General features: G+C 64.5%; 21 protein-coding genes, 1 tRNA gene and 1 pseudogene. 16 read left to right on the plus strand and 7 right to left on the minus strand.

The window, feature by feature from the left end; all coding sequences use genetic code 11:
• Nucleotides 1-40: 40 nt before the first annotated feature.
• Nucleotides 41-1171, plus strand: coding sequence for a cobalt-precorrin-5B (C(1))-methyltransferase (locus tag C5689_RS01310; RefSeq protein ID WP_108915618.1), 1131 nt, complete (start codon nucleotides 41-43; stop codon nucleotides 1169-1171).
• Nucleotides 1168-2613 carry an MFS transporter gene (locus C5689_RS01315; RefSeq protein WP_108915444.1) on the plus strand — a complete coding sequence of 482 codons (1446 nt, stop codon included), beginning with the start codon at nucleotides 1168-1170 and terminating at the stop codon, nucleotides 2611-2613. The genes C5689_RS01310 and C5689_RS01315 overlap by 4 nt, the downstream gene beginning before the upstream one ends.
• Nucleotides 2614-2738: 125 nt before the next feature.
• Here C5689_RS01315 and C5689_RS01320 read toward each other — a convergent pair whose 3' ends face one another.
• Nucleotides 2739-3572, minus strand: coding sequence for an amino acid kinase family protein (locus C5689_RS01320; RefSeq protein WP_108915445.1), 834 nt, complete (start codon nucleotides 3570-3572; stop codon nucleotides 2739-2741).
• Nucleotides 3573-3579: 7 nt separating this feature from the next.
• Nucleotides 3580-4392, minus strand: a complete 813-nt coding sequence (locus tag C5689_RS01325) for an amino acid kinase family protein (RefSeq protein WP_108915446.1) — start codon at nucleotides 4390-4392, stop codon at nucleotides 3580-3582.
• Between the two features lie 770 nt (nucleotides 4393-5162).
• On the opposite strand from C5689_RS01325, the gene C5689_RS01330 reads away from it, so the two are divergent.
• The 3 genes from C5689_RS01330 (at nucleotide 5163) to C5689_RS01340 (ending at nucleotide 8269) form a co-directional block, all read left to right on the plus strand.
• Nucleotides 5163-6800, plus strand: coding sequence for an FMN-binding glutamate synthase family protein (locus tag C5689_RS01330; RefSeq protein WP_244594527.1), 1638 nt, complete (start codon nucleotides 5163-5165; stop codon nucleotides 6798-6800).
• 172 nt (nucleotides 6801-6972) lie between these two features.
• Complete coding sequence (locus tag C5689_RS01335) at nucleotides 6973-7350, plus strand: hypothetical protein (RefSeq protein ID WP_108915447.1); 378 nt, start codon at nucleotides 6973-6975, stop codon at nucleotides 7348-7350.
• A gap of 160 nt (nucleotides 7351-7510) precedes the next feature.
• A complete protein-coding gene (locus tag C5689_RS01340; protein WP_146188294.1) occupies nucleotides 7511-8269 on the plus strand; it encodes a hypothetical protein in 759 nt (252 codons plus the stop codon).
• Nucleotides 8270-8291: 22 nt separating this feature from the next.
• On the opposite strand, the gene C5689_RS01345 is transcribed toward C5689_RS01340, so the two are convergent.
• Entirely contained in the window at nucleotides 8292-8573 is a 282-nt protein-coding gene (locus tag C5689_RS01345) for a hypothetical protein (protein WP_108915449.1), read from the minus strand.
• Nucleotides 8574-9246: 673 nt separating this feature from the next.
• On the opposite strand from C5689_RS01345, the gene C5689_RS01350 reads away from it, so the two are divergent.
• The 7 genes and pseudogenes from C5689_RS01350 (at nucleotide 9247) to C5689_RS18765 (ending at nucleotide 15046) form a co-directional block, all read left to right on the plus strand.
• Complete coding sequence (locus C5689_RS01350; RefSeq protein WP_108915620.1) at nucleotides 9247-9459, plus strand: cold-shock protein; 213 nt, start codon at nucleotides 9247-9249, stop codon at nucleotides 9457-9459.
• Between the two features lie 176 nt (nucleotides 9460-9635).
• Nucleotides 9636-9872 carry a hypothetical protein gene (locus tag C5689_RS18095; RefSeq protein WP_146188295.1) on the plus strand — a complete coding sequence of 79 codons (237 nt, stop codon included), beginning with the start codon at nucleotides 9636-9638 and terminating at the stop codon, nucleotides 9870-9872.
• A gap of 135 nt (nucleotides 9873-10007) precedes the next feature.
• The gene (locus C5689_RS01355) at nucleotides 10008-13295 is read left to right on the plus strand and encodes a CheR family methyltransferase (RefSeq protein ID WP_146188296.1); all 3288 of its coding nucleotides are present in this window, start codon (nucleotides 10008-10010) and stop codon (nucleotides 13293-13295) included.
• 72 nt (nucleotides 13296-13367) lie between these two features.
• Nucleotides 13368-13517, plus strand: a pseudogene (locus tag C5689_RS19025) (TMEM175 family protein); the annotation flags it as partial.
• A 40-nt stretch (nucleotides 13518-13557) separates the two neighbouring features.
• A complete protein-coding gene (locus C5689_RS01365; protein WP_146188297.1) occupies nucleotides 13558-13920 on the plus strand; it encodes a transposase in 363 nt (120 codons plus the stop codon).
• Between the two features lie 191 nt (nucleotides 13921-14111).
• Nucleotides 14112-14657 carry a recombinase zinc beta ribbon domain-containing protein gene (locus C5689_RS18760; protein WP_244594539.1) on the plus strand — a complete coding sequence of 182 codons (546 nt, stop codon included), beginning with the start codon at nucleotides 14112-14114 and terminating at the stop codon, nucleotides 14655-14657.
• A gap of 14 nt (nucleotides 14658-14671) precedes the next feature.
• Entirely contained in the window at nucleotides 14672-15046 is a 375-nt protein-coding gene (locus tag C5689_RS18765; protein ID WP_244594528.1) for a hypothetical protein, read from the plus strand.
• Here the strand turns inward: C5689_RS18765 and C5689_RS01375 are convergent.
• A tRNA-Arg gene (locus tag C5689_RS01375) sits at nucleotides 15017-15093 on the minus strand. The genes C5689_RS18765 and C5689_RS01375 overlap by 30 nt on opposite strands.
• 184 nt (nucleotides 15094-15277) lie before the next feature.
• On the opposite strand from C5689_RS01375, the gene C5689_RS01380 reads away from it, so the two are divergent.
• The 3 genes from C5689_RS01380 (at nucleotide 15278) to C5689_RS18100 (ending at nucleotide 17286) form a co-directional block, all read left to right on the plus strand.
• Nucleotides 15278-16042, plus strand: coding sequence for an alpha/beta fold hydrolase (locus tag C5689_RS01380; protein ID WP_108915452.1), 765 nt, complete (start codon nucleotides 15278-15280; stop codon nucleotides 16040-16042).
• A 12-nt stretch (nucleotides 16043-16054) separates the two neighbouring features.
• Nucleotides 16055-16888, plus strand: a complete 834-nt coding sequence (gene cysE / locus C5689_RS01385) for a serine O-acetyltransferase (protein WP_108915453.1) — start codon at nucleotides 16055-16057, stop codon at nucleotides 16886-16888.
• 149 nt (nucleotides 16889-17037) lie between these two features.
• Nucleotides 17038-17286: a hypothetical protein gene (locus tag C5689_RS18100; protein ID WP_142862873.1), complete on the plus strand. Its 249-nt coding sequence runs from the start codon at nucleotides 17038-17040 to the stop codon at nucleotides 17284-17286.
• A gap of 16 nt (nucleotides 17287-17302) precedes the next feature.
• Here the strand turns inward: C5689_RS18100 and parC are convergent, their stop codons facing one another.
• Nucleotides 17303-19558 carry a DNA topoisomerase IV subunit A gene (parC, locus tag C5689_RS01390; RefSeq protein ID WP_108915454.1) on the minus strand — a complete coding sequence of 752 codons (2256 nt, stop codon included), beginning with the start codon at nucleotides 19556-19558 and terminating at the stop codon, nucleotides 17303-17305.
• A gap of 150 nt (nucleotides 19559-19708) precedes the next feature.
• Between parC and C5689_RS01395 the strand changes: the two genes are divergently transcribed.
• Nucleotides 19709-19954: a hypothetical protein gene (locus tag C5689_RS01395; RefSeq protein ID WP_108915455.1), complete on the plus strand. Its 246-nt coding sequence runs from the start codon at nucleotides 19709-19711 to the stop codon at nucleotides 19952-19954.
• A 53-nt stretch (nucleotides 19955-20007) separates the two neighbouring features.
• Here the strand turns inward: C5689_RS01395 and recO are convergent, their stop codons facing one another.
• A complete protein-coding gene (gene recO / locus C5689_RS01400) occupies nucleotides 20008-20736 on the minus strand; it encodes a DNA repair protein RecO (RefSeq protein ID WP_108915456.1) in 729 nt (242 codons plus the stop codon).
• Between the two features lie 8 nt (nucleotides 20737-20744).
• Entirely contained in the window at nucleotides 20745-20975 is a 231-nt protein-coding gene (locus C5689_RS01405) for a DUF1737 domain-containing protein (protein ID WP_108915457.1), read from the minus strand.
• Between the last annotated feature and the right edge of the window lie 60 nt (nucleotides 20976-21035).

The following is a 21035-nucleotide window of genomic DNA, read 5'->3' on the forward strand; positions in this document are numbered from 1 at the left end:
CGCAGTGTCGCGCGGAGAGAATGCGGTTTATGTGTCGCCCATGACAGACGCGGACCCGACAAAACCCCCGCTGCGCCGCGGCTGGACCACCGGCGCCTGCGCCACTGCGGCGGCGCGGGCGGCCTTTTGCGCGCTCATCTCCGGGCGCGAGCCGCCCGATCCGGTGGAGATCGGCCTGCCGGGCGGGAGGCGCGTCGCCTTCGCGCTCGCACAATTCTCGCGCGGCGCGGACTATGCCGAGGCCGGCGTGGTGAAGGACGCCGGCGACGATCCCGACGTCACCCATGGCGCGCTGATCCGCGCGAAGGTGCGGCGCGCGCCGGCGGGCGCGGGAGTGAGCTTTGCGGCCGGCCCCGGCGTCGGCGTGGTGACGCGCCCCGGCCTGCCGCTGCCGCCCGGAGAGCCGGCCATCAATCCCGTCCCCCGCGCCATGATGCGGCAGGCGATCACGGAAGCCGCGGCGGAATTGGGCGCGGCGCCGGACGCGCAAATCGAGATTTCCGTCGAGAATGGCGAGGAGCTCGCCCGCTCGACCCTCAACGGACGGCTCGGCATAATCGGCGGGCTCTCCATTCTCGGCACGACGGGAATCGTCGTGCCCTATTCCTGCTCCGCCTGGATCGACAGCATCCATCGCGGCGTCGACGTCGCCCTCGCCTGCGGCCTCGACCATATCGCCGCGACCACCGGCTCCACTTCGGAAGACGCCGTGCGCAAGCTCTATGGCCTGCCGGAGGAGGCGCTGATCGAAATGGGCGACTTCGCCGGCGGCCTGCTGAAATATCTGCGCAAGCATAGGGTCCCGCGCGTGACCCTCGCCGGCGGCTTCGCCAAGCTGACGAAGCTGGCGCAGGGCCGGCTCGACCTTCATTCCAGCCGCTCCTCGGTCGATCTCGCCGAACTCGCGGCGACCGCCCGCGCGGCCGGCGCCGGCGAGGCGCTCTGCGCGGCGATCGAAAAGGCCAATAGCGCGCTGGAGGCGCAGGCGACGGCCCGCGCGGCGGGCGTGGACCTCGCCGCGCCGATCGCGCATCGGGCATGGGACACGGCCGCCGCGGCGCTCGCAAATCCGGCGACCGCGCTCGAGATCATCGTCGTCGGCCGCGACGGCGCCATACTCGCACGCTCAGGCTTTCGCCCAGCGATTCGTGGAGAGGACCCCCAAAAGTGAACAAGCCCGCCGCCGGCTTCTCGCACGCCGATCTCAGCCGAGGCGAGATGCTGCAGATCATGATCGGGCTCGGCCTCGCCATGCTGCTCTCGGCGCTGGACCAGACCATCGTCGCCACCGCTCTGCCGACGATCGGCCAGGACCTCGGCGATTTCGAGCATCTGCCCTGGATCGTCACCGCCTATCTCGTGGCCGCCACCGCGCTGACGCCGCTCTATGGCAAACTCGCCGATATTCACGGCGTGCGCGTGATGCTGCTGATCGGCATTTTCACCTTCGTGCTCGGCTCTATCGCCTGCGCCGTGTCGCCGAGCCTGACCTGGCTCGCCATCGCGCGCGCGGCGCAGGGCGCGGGCGGCGGCGCGCTCATCGCGCTGGCGCAGACGATCATCGCCGATCTCGTCAGCGTGCGCGAGCGCGGCCGGGCGCTCGCCTATTTCTCTGTCGTCTTCGCCGGCGCCAGCGTCGGCGGGCCGATCCTCGGCGGCGTTTTCGCCGAATATCTGCACTGGTCGCTGATCTTCTGGATCAATCTGCCGCTCGGCCTCGCGGCTTTCTTCATGACCTATTTCAAGCTGGCGCGGCTGCCGCTGCGCCGCCATCCGCATCGCGTCGATATCGGCGGCGCGGCGCTGCTCATCATCGCCTCTGTCGCCTCGCTGCTCGCGCTCTCCTGGGGCGGCGTGCGCTATCCCTGGGGCTCGCCGCCCATTCTCGCGCTGATCGCCACGGCGCTCGCCGGCTGGGCGATCTTCGCCTGGCGCACCAAGACGGCCGAGGAGCCTTTGATCCCGCTCGCCGTGCTGGCCGACGACGTCATTCGCAACGCCATTCTCGCGGGCGGCTTCGGGCTCGGAACCTTCGTCGCGCTGACGATGTACATGCCCATATATTTCGAGGGCGCGCTGCGCCTCTCCGCCGACCAGTCCGGCCTGGCGCTGATCCCACTCACCGTGGCGACAGTGACCGGCGCCGCCCTCTCGGGACGGTTGCTCAGCCGCCTGCGCCATTACAAGGCGGCGCCGCTGACGGCGCTCGCGCTCGCTTTCGTCGCTCTGCTCATTGCGCGGCAATTTCTCGCCGATCTGCCGCTCGCAGCGCTCGATGCGCTGCTGGCGATCGTCGGCTTCGGCGTCGGAGCCATGCTGCCGGTGACGACGGTCTGCGTGCAGAGCGCGGCGCCGGGGCATAATCTCGGCACGGCGACCGCGGTGATGCAATTCTCGCGTCAGCTGGGCGCGGCGCTGATCGTCGCGATCATGGGCGCGATCGTCATCGGCGCCGGCCATGGCGCTCTCGCGGCCGAGGTCGCCACCGGAGCGGGCGTGGAAGCGCTGCGCGAGACCTTCCGCACGGCTTTTCTGATCGGCGCGCTATTCATCGCGCTGTGCTTCTTCTTCCTCGCGCGAATGGAGGAGAGGGATTTGCGCCGGGAGAGATGAAAGTCGCTCATCGGAAAAGATCGACGCCCGGACAATCGGCTATCGATTCGCGAAGCTTTGCGGCTCGGGCCGGTCACGGAGAGGCCGGCCGAGGGACGCCTTCCGCCCCTCGACCGGCGATTTCGTCAATCGTTGCGGCGCGCGGCCGTGTGGATCAACGTGCCGACATGCTCGCCGCGCAGCGCCGCCGTGAGCCGGCCGGGAACGAGGCCGTTCACGATCTGCACATGCTCGATATGGCGCGCCGTCGCCATCACCTCGAGCATCGCCCGGTCGATCGGCAGCGGGCCCTCGTGCTCGGCCAGATCGGCCCAGCTCGTCTCGCGGATGAGCTGCGCCTTCTCGCCGTCGGGGCCGTTGGGATCGGTCGTGTAGACGCCGTCCACATCCTCCACGATGGTGAGGCCGGCGGCGCCATAGGCGTCGGCGAGCAGAAAGGAGCCCGTGTCGGCGCGATGCGGCGGAATGCGCGAGCCCGGGAACTCGTGATGGTGATAGGGCGGGAAGCCGCTGCCCACCACGGCGCGGGTCGCGCTGAGATGGATCGCCAGCTGATTGGCGATGGTCGGATGCTCGATATAGGAGACGCCCTCCGGCGCGAGCAGCGAGGCGAGAATATGGCCGTTCTGCCCCGCCTCGCTCGCGGCGAGCGGGGCCAGCGAGCCGACCGGCAGGCCGAGATCGAGACCCACGCCATAGAGATGGCGCGCGCGCACGCCGGCGCCGGTGAGGAACAGCAGCCGATGCTCGGGCATCAGCCGCCTGATCTCCTCGACGAGCGGCAGGATCGCCTCGGCGCCGCGATCCATGATGGAGCGCCCGCCGATCTTGACCACCTGCAGCCAGGGCAGCACGCGAATCGGACGCTTGCCGGCGACGGGACGGGTCAGCTCGGAGTCGAGCAGGGTCTGCCGCGCGAGCGGAGAGGCGACATGCTTGATGTTGTAGCTGTGGGTCATGATATCTTCAGCTCGCGGTGATGATGGTGCCGACATGCTCTCCGGAAAGAGCGCGGGTCATATTGCCGGGAACGAGGCCGTTGACGACCTGCACCTCTTTGACGTGACGCGCCGCCTTCAAAAGATCGAGCAGCGGGAATTCGAGAATCGAATCCTGCAGGCCGCGCTCCTTCATCTCGTCGACCGAGATTTTCGGGATGAATTTCGCATTCTTGTCGGTCTTGGGATTGGCCGTGAACAGGCCCTGCTCGTCCTTGACGAAGATCATCGCCTTGCAGCCGAATTGCTCGGCGAGCAGGAAGCAGCCGGCGTCGGTGCGATAGGGCGGAATGACGCCCTCGGCGGCCGGACGCATCCACAAATTATACGGCGGCATCCCGCTGAACACGACGGCGTTCACCTCCTCGAGATAGAGCGGCACGGCGGAGAGGCCGGCGCCGTCGACCGCCGAAATGCCGTGCTTGGCGAGCAGCTGACCGAGCATGGCCGCATTCTGGTCGGCGACGGAGGCGCCGAGCTGCGAGAGCACGCCGGCCGGCAGACCGACTCCCGCCGCTATGGAATAAAGGTGACGCGCGCGCGTGCCGGCCCCGGTCCCGATCAGCATCTGATGCGTCTTGCGGGCGGCGACGATCTCGTCGACCAGCGGAAACACCGCCGAACGGCCGCGGTCGATGATGCTCTGGCCGCCGATCTTGATCACAGTCGCGTCCGGCAGGATTCGAAAATCCTCCGCCTTGTCCGCCGCTGCGAGAAGCTCCGCGTCGGTGAGCGACCTTTGCATGAGGATCGCCTCGAGCTCTGCTGTCGTATGGGCCATAGAGACGCCTTTCGTCCTTTGTCTGTTGTCGTCGACTACGCGCCAGTTGGTAGATTGCATCGAAGAGGCTCGCAATATGCGAAAACAATGCGGTATTGCCGACGAAGACGCAAACAATGCGCCTGTTTCATCTTGGCGGAAAAAACGCCGCAAAACGCATATTCGGCCCATGTCAGCTAGTCGCGGCGACCAGCGCGTCAAGGATGCGACAAAGTCGCACGCCGTCTATCGGCGCGCTCGTAGATCACACAGCCGACAAAGGCTCAAAAAAAGCCGCGCCTTTTCGGCGCGGCGCCCCAAAGTGAGCGTCCTTTGCTCAGGAGCGCTTCCACCTCCCCTCGAGGGACTATCGGATTCACACATCGCGAAACGCTGCGTCGCGGGGGTGAGGAGGATATGCGCGCTCTGGCCCGGGCCGATGGCCACGGATTTGGAGGTCAGCGGCGTGATCGTCGGCCCGCCGTCGCCCGAAGCGGATGCGCCGTCCTCCTCCTCCGCAGTGGACGCCCCGCCCACCGCCTGCGCGCCGACGCCGCGCCCAACGACCGAACGCGCGAAATCGCGCGGCGCGGACGGCGTCGGCCGATCGACGAACCGCCGATGCTCATGGTGCGATAGACGAGCGGCGCCGCGGCGGACCGAGCGTGATCGTTGCAAAAAGACATCGGATATGAAAGCTCTCGGCGCATTCGCCCGGCCGCCGCGGAAAAGCCGCCGAGCGGCCCTCGCGGCGCGGTTCGCCTGTCATATTCCCGGACGAGAATTCGACCATGCTGCGCCCGCTCCTTCTCCCCTTCACGCCGCGCTTCGTCGCGCTCACCCTCAGCGTCGCCGGTTTTCTCGGCTGCGTCATCGCGTCGAAAGGCGACTGGTCGAGCGCTTTCTTTCTCCCAGCGCTCGTCTTCGGCGTTCTCGTCGCGCTCGGCGCGCATGATCTCTATCAGCGCAAACATGCGATTTTGCGCTCCTATCCTATTTCCGCGCATCTGCGCTTTTTGCTCGAGAATGTGCGGCCGGAGCTGCGGCAATATTTTTTCGAGGACAATAAGGACGGTCGTCCCTTCAGTCGCGACAAGCGCGCCATCGTCTATCAGCGCGCCAAGATGGACATGGACAAGCGGCCCTTCGGCACGGAGATCGATGTTTACGAGGAGGGTTTCGAATGGCTGCGTCACTCCATCGCGGCGCAGCCCGTCTCGCGCGAACATTTTCGCACGCGCGTCGGCGCCGATCTTTGCGCGCAGCCTTATGACATATCGCTCCTCAATGTTTCGGCGATGAGCTTCGGCGCCTTGAGCGGCAACGCCATTCGCGCGCTCAATCTCGGCGCGCGCAAAGGCGAGTTCGCGCAGGACACGGGCGAAGGCGGCTTCAGCCCCTATCACGCCGAGAGCGGCGGCGACGTCATCTGGCAGATCGCCTCCGGCTATTTCGGCTGCCGCACGCGCGAAGGCGGTTTCGACGCGGAGAAATTCGCCGCGGTCGCCGCGCGAGAGCAGATCAAGATGATCGAGGTGAAATTGAGCCAGGGCGCCAAGCCCGGCCATGGCGGAATGCTTCCGGCCGCGAAAGTGAGCGCGGAGATCGCGCGCATTCGCGGCGTGCCGATGGGCGAGGATTGCGTGTCGCCGGCGGCGCATACCGCCTTTTCGACGCCGATCGAGCTGCTGCAATTCCTCACGCGGCTGCGCGAACTCTCCGGCGGCAAGCCGGTCGGCTTCAAGCTCTGTGTCGGCCAGCCTTCCGAGTTTCTCGCCATCTGCAAGGCGATGCTGGAGACCGGGCTGCGGCCCGATTTCATCGTCGTCGACGGCAAGGAGGGCGGGACGGGATCGGCGCCGCTCGAATTCATGGATCATATCGGAATGCCGATGCGCGACGGCCTCGCTTTCGTGCATCATGCGCTGATCGGCGTCGGCCTGCGCGAGACGATCCACATCGGCGCCGCCGGCAAGATCGCGAGCGGCTTCGACATGGCGCGGGCGCTCGCGCTCGGCGCGGATTGGTGCAATAGCGCGCGCGGCTTCATGTTCGCGCTCGGCTGCATTCAATCGCTGTCCTGCCACACGGATCGCTGCCCGACCGGCGTCGCCACGCAGGATCCCTCGCGCGCCCGTGCGCTGGTGGTGTCGGACAAGGCCGAGCGCGTCCGCAATTTCCATCGCGCGACGCTGATGGCGCTCGCCGAGCTCGCCGCCGCGACGGGCCTCGACCATCCGAGCGAGTTCGCGTCGGAACATTTCTGCCGCCGCATTTCCGCGCATGAGGCGGCGAGCTTCGCCGATCTCTATCCGGCGCCCGCGTCCGGCGCTTTTCTTCGCGGCGAGATGGACGCGCGCTTTTCCGCCGCATGGCGCCGCGCGCGGCCCGATTCGTTTCGCGCCGCTCCGCGCGTCCCTTTCTCCTGAGCCGCGGCGACGCAGCGCAGCTTGTCAGACGCAGCGAATTCGCCGACGATCGCATCGATATCGCGTGCGCATTCCCATGACCCGAGCGCATTCCCACGACCAATGTCCATGACGAGCGAGATCATCCCGGCGCCGTCCGCCATTGGACGCATCCGACACGGCTCGGCGAGCGATGGGACGCGCCGACTCGCCTTTTCAGGACTGCCGCGCGCTCGAGATCGGCGCGGGCGAGACCCGCGGCCAGCCCGCGCTCGATCGTTTCTCGCAGGATTTGACCGCGAGAGCGCGCGCCGGCGAAATGGCCCACATATTGGGCCGCGAGCGGAGGCGGATGACCCGAGCCGCCCTGCGAGCTCGACCAGACGTCGGAAAGCTCTTTTACCCGGTGGACAAAGAGCCACACGCGCAGCTCGAGCGGAAAAATGGCGTGCCGGTCGGGATAAAGATGCGAACACCTATGTCATTGAAGTTGACCTATGAACTCGGCGAGAGACGAGATGGTGCCGAGAATTTTGGTAGAGGTAATAACATACCGCCGCCGAAGTCCTGAAGTCGGATCCGCCGTCCGCGCCCCCGTCGCCGTGAATCGTTACGAGCCCCCAGATTTGAACTTGCAGCCCTATCTTTTGTTCTCGATACAGGGGAGGGCGGAATAGGACGACAACATCACGCTCGAGTTGACGCTCCGTCGCGCGGACGTCACGGCGCTCGTGGAGATCCTGAGTCGCCGAGTCGAAAACCTCCAGCAAATAGAAAATCACGATGGATCCGAAACGACTCCCGACGCAAAGCGAGAAAAGGACACCGTCGTCGCCGTCTTGATGGCGTTGGAGTCGGCCGCCGAGATGCGTCGCGACGCGAGAACGTCCGGCATGGCGCCAATCGTCGAGACACTCGCCGGCGGAAGCTGGCAATTGCCTTCTCTCGAAGCCGTTGAAGACGAAGCGCGCCGAACATTGGCGCAAGCGACCGAGTCTCTCGCTCGAGCACATGCCGCGTTCGTCGCATCGGTCGCAGGTCATGAGGAGAGCGCATCTTCTGGGGCGCCGCCGCCGATCGAGGTCGAAGAGCGTGAATTACTGCGTGCGCAGGTTGCTCACGAAGACGCCGCCAAACGCCTCTCGGATGCGAAAAGGCGTGATGCCGAGACCGCCCGAAAAATCGCTTATGCGCGTTCCGAGCGCGCCCACGACGAAGCGGTGACGGCGTTGCGGCAATATGAACCTCTGGCGCTCGAAATGCTCAAGCTGTTCAGTCTCCTTTCGGTCCATGCCGACCTCGCACTGGCGGATGTCGAGGCGGCCGACAAGGCCAGAATCGATCCACATACCGCAAGCGCGGTCCGGCGCCTCGAGAGCGCGCTGGCGGAGCACAAGCAGGGTCACGTCGAAAGCGTGGCGAAACACGTCGCCGAGGCGTTGCATGAGCTGGAGTTGGCTTCGGGGAAGCGCCCGTTCGACCGTGCTTAGGCGCTCGTCTCCTTCGAAGGCGTCATGTCTTCGGACGTAAACTGATATTGGAAAGCAGCTGCACGTCGTCCACACTCAGTGTCCACTTCTCGGTCTGAATTCTCAATTCGTCAAATGTTCGATGTAGTTCGTACCTCGCTACCTGAATCATCTCTGTATCGTCGAATTCTTCCATCTCGAGAAGAATCGGGATTTGGAACACCAAGGGCTCGCGCTCGACCTGAAACGTAATCCGAACACGGTCTCCTTTCGAGCTCGGCGCCGCCGCCTCGATGCGCGCGACCTTGATCTTGAACTCGTCCATATCAGCACCATGATGTCCGCGTCATATTTCGATCGCTCTCAGCGCGATTGTATCGACGCCATGAGTGTCTCGTCTCGGAGTGTCTCGTCTCGCTATCGATAAAATTTGATCGTGATTTCAGGAGGAACCTTTTCAACGGCATGTCTGATTTCCTCGACGACATTCGACAGCCGGGTCGCGTCGATGTTTATTCCGATACTACATCCCGGACAGATCATCCGAGCTTGTGACTTCAATTTTCCAATGGTCTGCTCGAGCTCGCGCCCGCATTGCGGACATTGGAATGCGATCCGACATGCTTCGACATCGACCATGACGAGCGTCTCCGATGTTGCCTGTCCAGCGGTTCACGCAAGACGCGCCCATCGTACGTAGGTCCGTCGGATTGGCTCGGCGACTGGGCAGCGACACCGTGGCGCCGCTCGATTCTCTCGACTTCTACCATGTCCGCCGCCGCTATGCTGGACTGCTTCGAAGAAGCTGGCGCCCGAACGGCACTTGAACCTCGGGCGACGATGCGCCATGTGAATCCGACCGGGTGTCGGTCGGATGACCTTGCCGTTGCGCCGAGCCTGGGCGCGTGAAGCGCATACCTCCTCTTCAAGCACCGATCCATATGGGCGTCGCACGCAGCGAGCGCCCCATTCCTCATTCGGGAGAAGGGTATGTCGTCATGCAGATCGGGATCGTAAAATGGTTTAACGCTCACAAGGGCTTCGGGTTCATACAGCCCGACACCGGCGAAGCCGATATCTTCGTCCATATCACCGCGGTGGAGCGCTCCGGCTCGCGTGGCCTCGCAGAGGGACAAAAGGTCTCCTATGAGATCGTGGTCGATTCGCGCAGCGGAAAGTCTTCCGCGGATCATATTCAGGTCGCCGCCTGAGTGGCCTCACACTCGTGGTCGGCGAAAAGCCGGTTCTTCAACTTTGGCACGGTCGAGAAGAGGGGCGGATATGAGCGCGAACGACAACGAATCCTCCCGCACATGCCTCATCGCGTCAAGGCGGCGGCGCACAAGTTCGGCGTCGGGACTCCGCGTGGAACCATGGGGATAGAACAATGAGCGCGTTCGACTACGGCGTGGAGGCGGGACTGTTCTCTTACAAGGGGCCAAAATCTCATCAGGATAGCCTATGCTATAAGAGGTTCGCCCGGTCGGCGAACGCGATCCGCTTCGCAATGGAAAATGCCTCCTCCGACATGTTGCGCAGTTGCTCTCTCGAGGTGGGCGACACGCGCTACGTCGGCGCCGAGATCCGCAATCTGTCTGACAACGCTGCCAATTCTGCGGAATGAATTTGATGGCTTCAACGGTTCCGTGACGCGCTTCGACAAGCAATTACCTAAACTAATTTATCCGCGCCAAGATATCAGCGTGACACCGACGGCCTCGAAGTGCATTATATCAAAGCGAGGCGAAAGGCGCCGCCGATGAAACCGGACACATCGTTCCCCATCGTGGGCGTCGGCGCTTCCGCCGGCGGCATCCAAGCGTTGGAGAGCCTGTTCCGCGCCATGCCGGCCAATCCCGGGATGAGCTTCGTCATCATCATGCATCTGGCTCCCGACCGGAAGAGCCTCCTCACGGATATTCTGGCGCGCCACGCCAAAATGAGCGTCGAGGTCGCGCGCGACGGTCAGGAGCTCGAGAAAGACAAGATTTATGTCATCCCGCCGGCCGCGGTCCTGACGATCGCCTCGGGGCGGCTTCGGATGATCGCGACCGACCCCGCCCATCACGAGCGCTCGCCGATCGACGTCTTCTTCAGCGCGCTCGCTCGCGACCGTGGCGAATCGGCTATCGGGGTCGTCCTGTCCGGGAGCGGCAGCGACGGCGTGCTCGGCATCAAGGCGATCAAAGAGCACGGCGGCGTGACCATGGCGCAGGCGAGCGATGGGACGGGTCCGGGATTTGGGGGGATGCCGGGCAGCGCCATCGCCAGCGGTCTGGTCGATTTTGCGATTCCGGTCGATGCGATGGCGGAAAAGCTCGTCGAGATCGTACGCGACCTCGACGAGCCGGACGATCTCGCGGCGGACCAACGAATGAACGAGGACGACGGCGTCGTTATCGAGGCGCGCCAAGCCATCTATTCGATCCTGCGTGATGCTGCGGGGCATGACTTCAGCGGCTACAAGACCAAGACGTTCATGCGCCGGGTCCGTCGCCGCATGCATATACAGCAATGCGAGAAGATCAGCGACTATGTGGCGCGCCTGCGCGAGGCTCCCGAAGAGGCGACGGCGCTGTTTCGCGACCTCTTGATCAATGTCACGAGCTTTTTTCGCGATTCGGACGCATTCGACGCGCTCCGAAAAATCGCCATCCCGCGGCTGTTCGAGGGAAAAGGCGCGGCCGATACGGTGCGGGTCTGGGTTCCCGGTTGCTCCACGGGCGAGGAAGTCTATTCGATCGCGATCATTCTGCGCGAGCATATGGACGGGTTGAGAGTCGCTCCGCGCGTGACCATTTTCGCGACGGATATCGACGAGGCGGCTCTGACGATCGCGCGCGCCGCCCGCTATCCCGCCGCGCTGATGGACGCCGTTTCGGAGCAGAGACGCAGACGTTTTTTCACGGCCGAGTCCGGCAGCTATGTCGTCGTCAAGGCGGTTCGCGATCTCTGCGTCTTCTCTCCGCACAGCATCCTGCGCGATCCGCCTTTCTCGCATATGGATCTCGTCTCCTGCCGCAATCTGCTGATCTATCTCGGCGCCGATGTGCAGAGGGAGGTGATTCCCATATTTCACTATTCCCTCCGCGCTGGGGGAATTCTCTTTTTGGGGATGTCGGAGAGCATAGGCCAATTCTCCGATCTCTTTACGCCGCTCGACAAGAAACATTGCCTTTTCGAGGCGCGCGACCCCGGCCGGCGGGTGCGCATGCCGCATTTCATGGCGGGCTTGCATGCTCTTTCCTTCCCCGCTCCTGTATCAGGCAAGACCAGCGCCGGGTCCGCGTCACAATTGCGTCGCGCCGTGGAGACGCGTATCGCCGAAGGATTCGGGCCTTCGCATGTCGTCGTGAACGAGGACGGCGATATCATTCATTTTTCTACCCGAACGGGCAAATATCTCGAAGCGGCGCCCGGAGCGCCGGATCGTCAAATCTTCGCCATGGCGCGCAAAGGGCTACGCCTCGATCTGCGCAGCGTGCTGCGCGAGGCGATCGAGACGCGCCGAACGGCGACGCGCCAGAATGTGAAAGTCGAAACCGACAAGGACCACACGGAGCTCGTCTCGCTGATCGCCGAGCCTCTGCCGGACCGGGAGGGCGGCAAGGCGCTTTTCTTGATTTTGTTCCAATCGAGAGAACCATCGACGGCGGACGCGACGCCGCTCTCTCCGGGCGAGCGCGAGCCGGCGGGCGACGCGGCGCGGCTGGAACGGGAATTGTTCGATACCCGCGAACGGCTTCAGGCGACGATCGAGGAATATGAGACGGCCCTCGAGGAGTTGAAATCGGCAAATGAAGAGCTGATCTCGATGAACGAGGAAACGCAGTCGACCAATGAGGAGCTCGAATCCTCCAAGGAAGAGCTGCAATCGCTCAATGAGGAGATGAGGACCGTCAACCATGAGCTGGAGAGCAAGATCGACGAACTGGACCGGGCCAACAGCGATCTGCGGAACGTATTCGCGAGCACGCGCATCGCGACGATCTTCATGGATCGCAATCTCGTCATTCGCAGCTTCACGCCCGCGGCGTCGCAAATCTTCAACATCATCCCTTCGGACGCCGGGCGACCGCTCACCGACCTCGCGACAAAGCTCGATTACCCCGAATTGACGACCGACCTCCTCGAGGTCTTGGAAACCGGTGATTCGATCGAGCGGCGGGTGCACAAGAACGACGTCGACGCCCCCTATTATCTCGCGCGCCTCACCCCTTATCGCGGCGCCTCCCAACAAATCGACGGAGTGGTTTCGACATTCATCGACGTGACCAGCACGACGCGCTCGGAAGAGAAGGTGCAGAGGCTGCAAGCCGACCGTCTGAACTCGATGAAGGAAATGGGCACCGGCCTCGCGCATGAGATCAATCAGCCGCTCTCGGCCGCCGCGACCTATCTCCATGCGGCGCAGCGCTCGTTGAAAATACCATCGGAGCGGCGCCCCGCGAGCATCGAAAGCATTTTGGGGAGCGCTGTCGAGCAGGTGATGTGGGCCGCGCAGGTCGTCGATCATTTGCGTGAATTCGTCTCCCGCGACGAGCCGAAGAAGACCTTCTCGAGCGTGCACAAGCTGATCGGAGAGGCTTATGACCTCACCCTCCCGACCGCGAAGCAGGCCGGTGTCCGTGGAACATTTCATTTGAATGCGAAGGACGATCGCGCGCTCGTGGACAATGTCCAGATCAAGCAGGTTCTGATCAATCTGATGCGGAACGCGATCGATGCAATGAGTGATTCGGACAAGCGGGAGTTGACGATATCGACGTCCTCGGACGAGGGAGACATGATTCGCATCGATGTCGCCGACACAGGTCCCGGGGTGTCGGAAAAGGTCAAGGCAAGCCTGTTTGATCCTTTCGTCACGACGAAAGCGCGCGGGATTGGCGTCGGATTGTCGATTTCACGCTCGATCGTCGAAGCGCATTACGGAAAGATATGGGCAGAATCCAATCCGAAAGGCGGAGCGATCTTCAGCTTTACACTCCCTCTGGCAAAGACGGATGCGGGTTCAGTCGACGGCGCTCCAAGCCCAGAGCAGCCTTGAGAAGCCGAAGCAGTCGCCACCGTCGTAGCGTCGGCAATGCGCCGCCGCTCGAGTCGCCGAGAACGGACACGAATGCAGAACGACAAAGAGACGACGCGGATCGAGATATTCAGCGACGGCGTCTTCGCGATCGCCGTCACGCTCCTCGTGCTCGAGATCAAGTTACCCAGTCATGAAGTGGTGACGGCGCATTCGCTTGCCGCGGCTTGGCCCGGTTATCTCGCCTTCTTCATCAGACGGAGACACACATGGGAAAGAGCCGATGCGAACCCGCATCGTCATGGCGCGCAAGCCCGAGGCGGCGGCGTGCGCCGCTCGCGAGCGAGCGAAGCGCGATGCGCGCGACAAAGGCAAGCGGCTCGATCCACGCAGTCTGATCGCCGCTGAATTCGTCGTGCTGGCGACCTCGCTCTCACCAAACGATCATCCCGGCGCCGACGTGCTCGCCTTGTATCGCTTGCGATGGCAGATCGAGCTCGCCTTCAAGAGATTGAAGAGCCTGCTGCGGCTCGACTGCTTGCCGGCCAAGACCGAAAAGGGCGGGCGCAGCTGGATATACGCCCATCTGATCCTCGCCATCCTCACCGACGAATGCAGCCAGGACCTCCTGGACTCTTCCCCCTGAAGACCTGCTCGCGGCGCATTACGCGCCGTCGATCTGGCGCGCGCAAAAGCTCGCCCGGGATACTGCGCGCCGCGACGCGGCAGGCGGAGGTCGACCTCTCTATCCCCGACCAGCAGGCGCAGACGAGCGCCTATTGCGCACGCCATAGCTGGCGCATCGTCGCCGAATATGTCGAGCCCGGCGCTTCCGCCATGGACGACCATCGTCCCGAATTTCAGCGCGATCCGGTCTATGCAAGCTGGTGGCGCTTCAACAAGCGCGAGGCCAAAACCGGGAGAGCCAAAGCCGAAAGTGAAGTCATCGAGATCGCCGTCCCGCCGATCATCGAAACGGCCGTCTTCGACAAGGCCCAGGCGAGCCTGAAAGCCCGAGACCCGCGCGTCCTGCCACCCCGCGTCGTCACCGGCCCCATTCTCCTTACCGGCCTCGCTGTCTGCGCTACTTGCGGCGGTGCGATGACGCTGCGCACCGGGACCTCGAAGAGCGGCAAAGTGCATCGCTATTACAGCTGCTCCACGGCCGCCCGTGTCGGCAAGACCGGCTGCAAGGGGCGCTCGATCCCGATGGACCGGCTCGACGGGCTGGTCACGACCCATCTCGCCGACCGGCTATTCGGCCCGAACCGGCTGGCCGGCACCTTGACTTCCCTGGTCCAGAAGCGCGCCGCTGTCGACGACGAGGTCCGGAATCGGTGGACTCCCTCCAATCAGAAGTCGCTCGGGCCGAGGACAAGCTGAAGCGCCTCTACGAAATGGTCGAGGATGGCGTCACCGACATGGACGATCTGCTTCGAGACCGTCTCGCCACTCTCAAATCCGAACGGGAACGGGCGAAAGCCGCGCTGGAGCGGATCAAAGCCCAGGCCGCGCCGTCAATCGCGCTCGAACCAGACCAGCTCGAGCGATTCGGTGTCTTCATGCGAGAAAAGATCACAGTCGGCGAAACTTCGTTCCGCAGAGCCAATTTGCGGGCGGTCGTCGAAGCCGTCGAGGTCGACGACCAAGTCATCCGCATTCACGGCTCCAAGACCAGCCTCGAACAGAGCGTCGTCGCCGGAGAACAAATCGGCAAGGGTGTTCGCGGTTTTATACGCAAATGGCGCGCCCGAAGAGATTCGAACTCCTGACCCCCAGATTCGTAGTCTGGTGCTCTATCCAGCTGAGCTACGGGCGCCTACGGTCCGCGCTGCGCCGCAGCGGCGCGTCGAACCGGTGAGCCGCTCGTTTAGCGGCTGCGAGGCCGCTTGGCAATAGGAAGATATTTCCCCGGACAAGACGCTTGCGCCGCCTTATGGCTGCGATAATTACCGACGATCCTGATGGCGACGCTCCTTGAATGTAATAAAATAGGATTGATGATGGACGAGTTCGGGTCGAATGGCGTGCAGATCGCTTATATCGATTTTCCGCCCCTGACGGAGGATCGCCATGAGCCGATCGTCCTCATTCACGGCTACGCCTCGACACATGCCGTGAATTGGCTGTTCCCTCAATGGGTGAAGACGCTCACCGAGGACGGGCGGCGCGTCATCGTGCTCGACAATCGGGGCCATGGCCGTTCCGAGAAGATTCACGATCCGGCGGCTTATGAGCTTTCGCTCATGGCCGGCGACGTCGCCAATCTCCTCGCCGAGCTCGGCGTCGAGCGCGCCGATGTGATGGGCTATTCCATGGGCGCGCGAATCGCCGCCACGCTGGCGCTGGACCATCCCGAGGTCGTCCGCTCCCTCGTGCTCGGCGGCATCGGCGGCAATCTCGTGACCACGGGCCTGCCGCGCGGCCTCGCCGAGGCCATGGAGGCCGAGCGCATAGAGGATATCGACGATCCGCTGCTGAAAATGTTCCGCGGCTTCGCCGAGGCGACGCGCGCAGATCTTCCCTCTCTCGCCGCCTGCGCGCGCGGCCCGAATCAGACCGTCGACCGCGCCCGGCTCGCCGCGATAAAGGTTCCCGTGCTGATCTGCGTCGGCACGCGCGACGAGGTGGCCGGCGATCCGCATCCGCTTGAGCCTTTGTTCCCGGACGCCCATATCGTCGATATTCCCGGCCGCGACCATAATCGCGCCGTCGGCGACCGCGTGTTCAAGCAGGCGGTGCTCGATTTTCTCGCGCAGCGGGAATAGCGGAGCCGAGCCATGATCGACAGCGGCCCCGCGCGGCTCGTCGCCCTTTCCGGCGTCGATCCGCTTTTTTCCCGCCTCTCCGCCGAGGCCGAAGCCGCCGCGGGCCGCGAGCCGCATATGGCGGCCTTTCTCTATGCGGCGATTCTGGCGCAGGACAGTCTCGAGGCCGTGGTCGCGCATCGAATCGCGCAGCGTCTCGCGGCGCCGGAACTGCCGGCGACGGTCATAGAGCGGCTCTGCCGCGATCAGATGGCCCGTGATTCGGCCCTGGGCGCCGCGTTGCGCGCCGATCTGATGGCCGTTTTCGACCGTGATCCCGCCTGCACCCGGCTGCTCGAGGCGGCGCTCTATTTCAAGGGCTTCCACGCCATTCAGAGCTATCGGCTGGCGCATGGGCTGTGGCGCTCCGGCCGCAGCGATCTCGCGCTCTGGCTCCAGAGCCTCGCCTCGGCGCGTTTCCAGACCGACATCCATCCGCAGGCGCGAATCGGCGCCGGCTTCTTTCTCGATCATGCGACCGGCGTGGTGATCGGCGCCACCAGCGTCATAGAGCACGACGTCTCCATGCTGCATGGGGTGACGCTGGGCGGCTCCGGCACCGCCGGCGGCGCGCGCCATCCAAAGGTGCGCCATGGCGTGCTGATCGGCGCGGGGGCCAAGCTGCTCGGCGACATAGAGATCGGCGAGCGCGCCCGCGTGGCGGCGGGCTCCGTGGTGCTGGAATCTGTGCCGGCGCATAAGACGGTGGCCGGCGTGCCGGCCCGCGTCATCGGCGATGTGGGCGCCGCAGAGCCGGCGCTGACGATGGATCAGATCATCGACGAGTCGCATGATCCGGGGTTGTAGGAGCCCACACACGTCGGCGCCAGGACTTTCCCTCAGCGGCCGAAGGCCGCGTCTCGAGGCACGCGCGCCGCCGCGCTGAGCCATAAATATTGGAACCATCGTGAGTGGATCGGATTACCGACCCATGTGCAACAAGACTGGAGAGCACAATGCGCAAGCTCCTGGCTCCAATTGCGCTTGGCCTGTCGCTTGTTGGCGTGACGCCTCTATTCGCGGCGCCGCTGGGCACGTATTACAACCCGATACCCGATGTAAAAGGCGGCGACTTGTCGGTCCCCGTCCATCGCGGGATGTATTGCGCGAACGGCTCGTGGCACTATGGATGGCTCCGGCCGTGGGAAAGCAGCCCGGTGATCAAGGCGAGTTGCGGCCGCGCCGCCAATCAAATGCCACGCTGACCCAGGAGCCGAGCCCTCACGCCCCGAATCGATTGCTCTTCGGGAACCCCCGCGGCGGTAGCCGCCCCGCTTCCGCCCTATGGGCGATCCACTCGCTCAGCTCGCGCTTGTCCACGGTGAAGGTGCGGCCGGACGAATCGACCCAGGTCAGCCCGTCGGCGAGCGCGAAGACCTTGGCGTCGGCGACGCCGCCATCCTTGTAGCGTTGCAGCCGCACGCCCTTGCCGCGCGCCATTTGCGGCGCCTCGGCGAGCGGGAACACCAGAAGCTTGCGATTCTCGCCGATGATGGCGACATGGTCGCCCTCCGCCGGCGTCACGATTCTCAGCTTGGACGGCGGCTCCACGTTGAAGACCGCGCGGCCCTTGCGCGTCGTCGCGACGAGATCGTTCTGCGAGACCACGAAGCCGCGTCCGTCGTCCGCGACGAGCAGCAGCAGCGCGTCCGGCGTCTGCGGCAGCACTTTCACGATCGCCGCGTCTTCGTCGATATCGGCCATCAGCCTTATCGGCTCGCCATGGCCGCGCCCGCCCGGCAGCTTGGCGGCGTCCAGCGTATAGGCCTTGCCATTGGAGGCGAGAGCCAGAACCTTGGACGTCGTCTGCGCGAAGAAGGACGTCTCCAGCGCGTCGTCGCCCTTGAACTGGAGCTGCGTCAGATCGGCCACATGGCCTTTGAGCGCGCGTATCCAGCCCTTTTGCGTCACGACGATGGTGATGGGCTCGCGCTCGATCAGCGCCTCGGCGAGATCGATATCGGTCGCCTCCGGCGCATCCTCGAAAGTGGTGCGGCGCTTGGCGAGCTTGGCGTCGGCGAGAATCGTCTTTTTCAGCTCGCGAATCTGCGTGGTGATCGTCTTCCACTGCTTCCCCTCGTCGGCGAGCAGCGATTCGACCTCCGTCTTCTCCTCGAGCAGCTTCGCATGTTCCTTGCGCAGCTCCATTTCTTCCAGCTTGCGCAAGGCGCGCAGGCGCGTGTCGAGAATATAATCGACCTGCACGTCGGTCAGCTCGAAAGCCGCCTTCAACGCCTGCTTGGGCTCGTCCTCCTCGCGGATGATGCGAATCACCTCGTCGAGATTGAGGAAGACGATGATCATGCCCTCGAGCACCTCGAGCCGGCGCACGATCTCGCCGAGCCGATGCCGCGAACGGCGCTCCAGCACCTCGCGGCGATGGTCGAGCCATTGGCGCAAAGCCTCGTCCAGCGAGACGACGCGCGGCACGGCGCCATCGACGAGCACATTCATATTGACGGGAAAACGCACCTCCAGCTCGGAGAGCTTGAACAAGGTCTCCATCATCAGCGCCGGATCGACGGTGCGCGCGCGCGGCTCGATGACGATGCGCACATCCTCGGCGGATTCGTCGCGCACATCGCCGGCGAGCGGCGCCTTCTTCTCGACGACCAGCTCGGCGAGCTTCTCGATGAGGCGTGATTTCTGCACGCCATAGGGAATCTCGATGACGACCGCGACCCATTGCCCGCGCGCAGTCTCTTCCCTTTTCCAGCGCGCACGCAGGCGGAAGGAGCCGCGCCCGGTGCGATAGGTCTCGACGATCTGGGGGCGCGGATCGACGACAATGCCGCCGGTCGGAAAATCCGGCCCCTGCACGAAGGTGAGCAATTGCTCCGCTGTCGCGCTGCGATGCGAGATCAGATAGAGCGCGGCGTCACACAGCTCATTGAGATTATGCGGCGGAATGGAGGTCGCCATGCCGACGGCGATGCCCTGCGCGCCATTGGCGAGAAGATTGGGGAAGGCCGCCGGCAGCACGACCGGCTCCTGCTCCTCGCCCGAATAATTGGGGCGGAAGTCGATCGCGTCCTCGTTTATGCCCTCGAGCAGCAGCCGCGCGACCGCGGTCATGCGCGCTTCCGTGTAGCGATAGGCGGCGGCGGCGTCGCCATCGACATTGCCGAAATTGCCTTGTCCGTCGACGAGCGGATAGCGCGAGGAGAAATCCTGCGCGAGGCGGACCAGCGCGTCGTAGATCGCCTGATCGCCATGCGGATGGAAGGAGCCCATCACATCGCCGACGATCTTCGCGCATTTCTTGAACGGCGTGTTCGGGTCCAGCCGCAGCATCTGCATTCCGTAGAGAATGCGGCGATGCACGGGCTTCAAGCCGTCGCGCGCATCCGGCAGCGCGCGGCCGGTGATCGTCGAGAGCGCATAAGTGAGGTATCGCTCCTCGAGCGCGGTGCGCAATTCCACCGGCAGCGCATCTCCGCCGCCGTCTTCCGTCGTCGTCGTTCCGCTTTTCGCCATATCGCCGACTCCCGCCCTTTCGGCGTTTGCTGCGTGCGCTTATAGCCCGCCGCGACTCTGGCGTGAACCATTGCCGTCGCTGCGCGCTTCCACTAAGACAGCCGAGCTTTCGGCGTCCTGTCGCATCGCCGTCCGTTCGAGCCTAATCTCATGAAGAAGCCTCTCCTGTTCGCATTTTTTATCGGCGCCGGCATGGCTGCGGCCAGCGCGCAATCCAAGGCCTTGGAATTTTCGCTGTTCGACTGGCTGCCCTTTTTGCACGAGGACGCCGCGGAGAAGAAGGATGCGCGCCGCGCCCGTTCGCCGCAAGCTCTGTGCAAGGAAGTGGAAGTGCCGATCGACGAGGGCTATGGCGTCAGCCGTCACGAGCGCCGGGTGGTGTGCGAGGGAGAGTGACGCATTTCGGGTGAGCGCAGGCTCGCGTCCGGGGGCGCTTGGACCGCGAGCCTTCAGGCTCGCATCGCGCCGCAAGCCGCCACGTAGAGCGCGCGCGCCTGCGGCGCCGTGAGTCCGCGCGGGCCGAAGACGTCGCGCTGCAGAAAATGCCCGGTGAGGCGGAAGGCCGCCGCCAGCTCCTCCGCATCCGCCCCGGCCGGCGCCGGCTGGCGCAGAAATTCGGGGAAAGGCAGCAGACGATCGCGCCAGGGCGCGGCGGCGGCGCGCGCGACCGCCCGGCCGGTCTTGGGCGACACATAAGCGAGGTCCGCCGTCTCCCCCGTCAAGGCGCAGCGCTCGAGATCGAGACCGAAGCCCAGCGCCGCCAGCAACGCCAGCTCGAAGCGCGCCATCAGCGCCGGAGCGAGATCGAGCGAATCGAGCCGATCGGCGATGACCTCGGCCATATCGAATAATTCGCCATGCGGATCGCGCTCCGGCAGCAACCGTAGCAGCGCGCAGAGATGGCCGACGCCATGCAGGGCGAAGGCGCGGTCGATGAGCCGCGCCGCCCGCGAACGCAGAGGCTCGACGGCGAAAGCGCCGAGATGCTGCTCGAGCCGCGCCCGCCAGGCGACCTCGACGCTATTGCCCGGCTGCAGCACCGAGCGCAGCGCGCGGCCGGCGCCGCCGCGCACCATGCCGGCGTGACGGCCATGCGCGCGCGTCATCAGCTCCAATATGACCGCGGATTCGCCATGGCGCTTGACGCCGATGACGAGCCCTTCGTCCCGCCAATCCATCTATCCTGTCACAGCTCGGAGAGAGTCACGTCCGGCGTGTATTTGAAGTCATAGATGTCCTTGGTGATCGCCTGGCCGCAGATCACCCGGCCTTTCGCCGCGTCGAAGGTCAGCGTCGGCGAGCCGTAGAGCGACCAGCCGAGGCTCAGCGCCTCGGTGACGCGCTTGCAGAATTCGGCGTCGTCGGGACCGGTCAGATAGCGATAGACGGTCGATCTCTTGTCGAGATGAGCGGACATTTCGTTTCCTCGAACTTTCCCCGCGCCTCGACGGACGATCCGCCGGCGCGCTCGCGCCGT

The organism is Methylosinus sporium (assembly GCF_003113265.1).
In the GTDB taxonomy this organism is placed as follows: Bacteria; Pseudomonadota; Alphaproteobacteria; order Rhizobiales; family Beijerinckiaceae; genus Methylosinus; species Methylosinus sporium.

Coding starts and splice junctions, on each gene's coding strand:
- C5689_RS01325 (WP_108915446.1), bottom strand. CDS start 4,392: ATGGCCCATACGACAGCAGAGCTCGAGGCGATCCTCATGCAAAGGTCG.
- C5689_RS18100 (WP_142862873.1), top strand. CDS start 17,038: ATGCGCAAGCTCCTGGCTCCAATTGCGCTTGGCCTGTCGCTTGTTGGC.
- C5689_RS01335 (WP_108915447.1), top strand. CDS start 6,973: ATGGGACGCGCCGACTCGCCTTTTCAGGACTGCCGCGCGCTCGAGATC.
- C5689_RS01330 (WP_244594527.1), top strand. CDS start 5,163: ATGCTGCGCCCGCTCCTTCTCCCCTTCACGCCGCGCTTCGTCGCGCTC.
- C5689_RS18765 (WP_244594528.1), top strand. CDS start 14,672: ATGGTCGAGGATGGCGTCACCGACATGGACGATCTGCTTCGAGACCGT.
- C5689_RS01310 (WP_108915618.1), top strand. CDS start 41: ATGACAGACGCGGACCCGACAAAACCCCCGCTGCGCCGCGGCTGGACC.
- cysE (WP_108915453.1), top strand. CDS start 16,055: ATGATCGACAGCGGCCCCGCGCGGCTCGTCGCCCTTTCCGGCGTCGAT.
- C5689_RS01320 (WP_108915445.1), bottom strand. CDS start 3,572: ATGACCCACAGCTACAACATCAAGCATGTCGCCTCTCCGCTCGCGCGG.
- C5689_RS18760 (WP_244594539.1), top strand. CDS start 14,112: ATGGACGACCATCGTCCCGAATTTCAGCGCGATCCGGTCTATGCAAGC.
- C5689_RS01380 (WP_108915452.1), top strand. CDS start 15,278: ATGGACGAGTTCGGGTCGAATGGCGTGCAGATCGCTTATATCGATTTT.
- C5689_RS01350 (WP_108915620.1), top strand. CDS start 9,247: ATGCAGATCGGGATCGTAAAATGGTTTAACGCTCACAAGGGCTTCGGG.
- C5689_RS01395 (WP_108915455.1), top strand. CDS start 19,709: ATGAAGAAGCCTCTCCTGTTCGCATTTTTTATCGGCGCCGGCATGGCT.
- C5689_RS18095 (WP_146188295.1), top strand. CDS start 9,636: ATGAGCGCGTTCGACTACGGCGTGGAGGCGGGACTGTTCTCTTACAAG.
- C5689_RS01365 (WP_146188297.1), top strand. CDS start 13,558: ATGCGAACCCGCATCGTCATGGCGCGCAAGCCCGAGGCGGCGGCGTGC.
- C5689_RS01345 (WP_108915449.1), bottom strand. CDS start 8,573: ATGGACGAGTTCAAGATCAAGGTCGCGCGCATCGAGGCGGCGGCGCCG.
- C5689_RS01405 (WP_108915457.1), bottom strand. CDS start 20,975: ATGTCCGCTCATCTCGACAAGAGATCGACCGTCTATCGCTATCTGACC.
- parC (WP_108915454.1), bottom strand. CDS start 19,558: ATGGCGAAAAGCGGAACGACGACGACGGAAGACGGCGGCGGAGATGCG.
- C5689_RS01355 (WP_146188296.1), top strand. CDS start 10,008: ATGAAACCGGACACATCGTTCCCCATCGTGGGCGTCGGCGCTTCCGCC.
- recO (WP_108915456.1), bottom strand. CDS start 20,736: ATGGATTGGCGGGACGAAGGGCTCGTCATCGGCGTCAAGCGCCATGGC.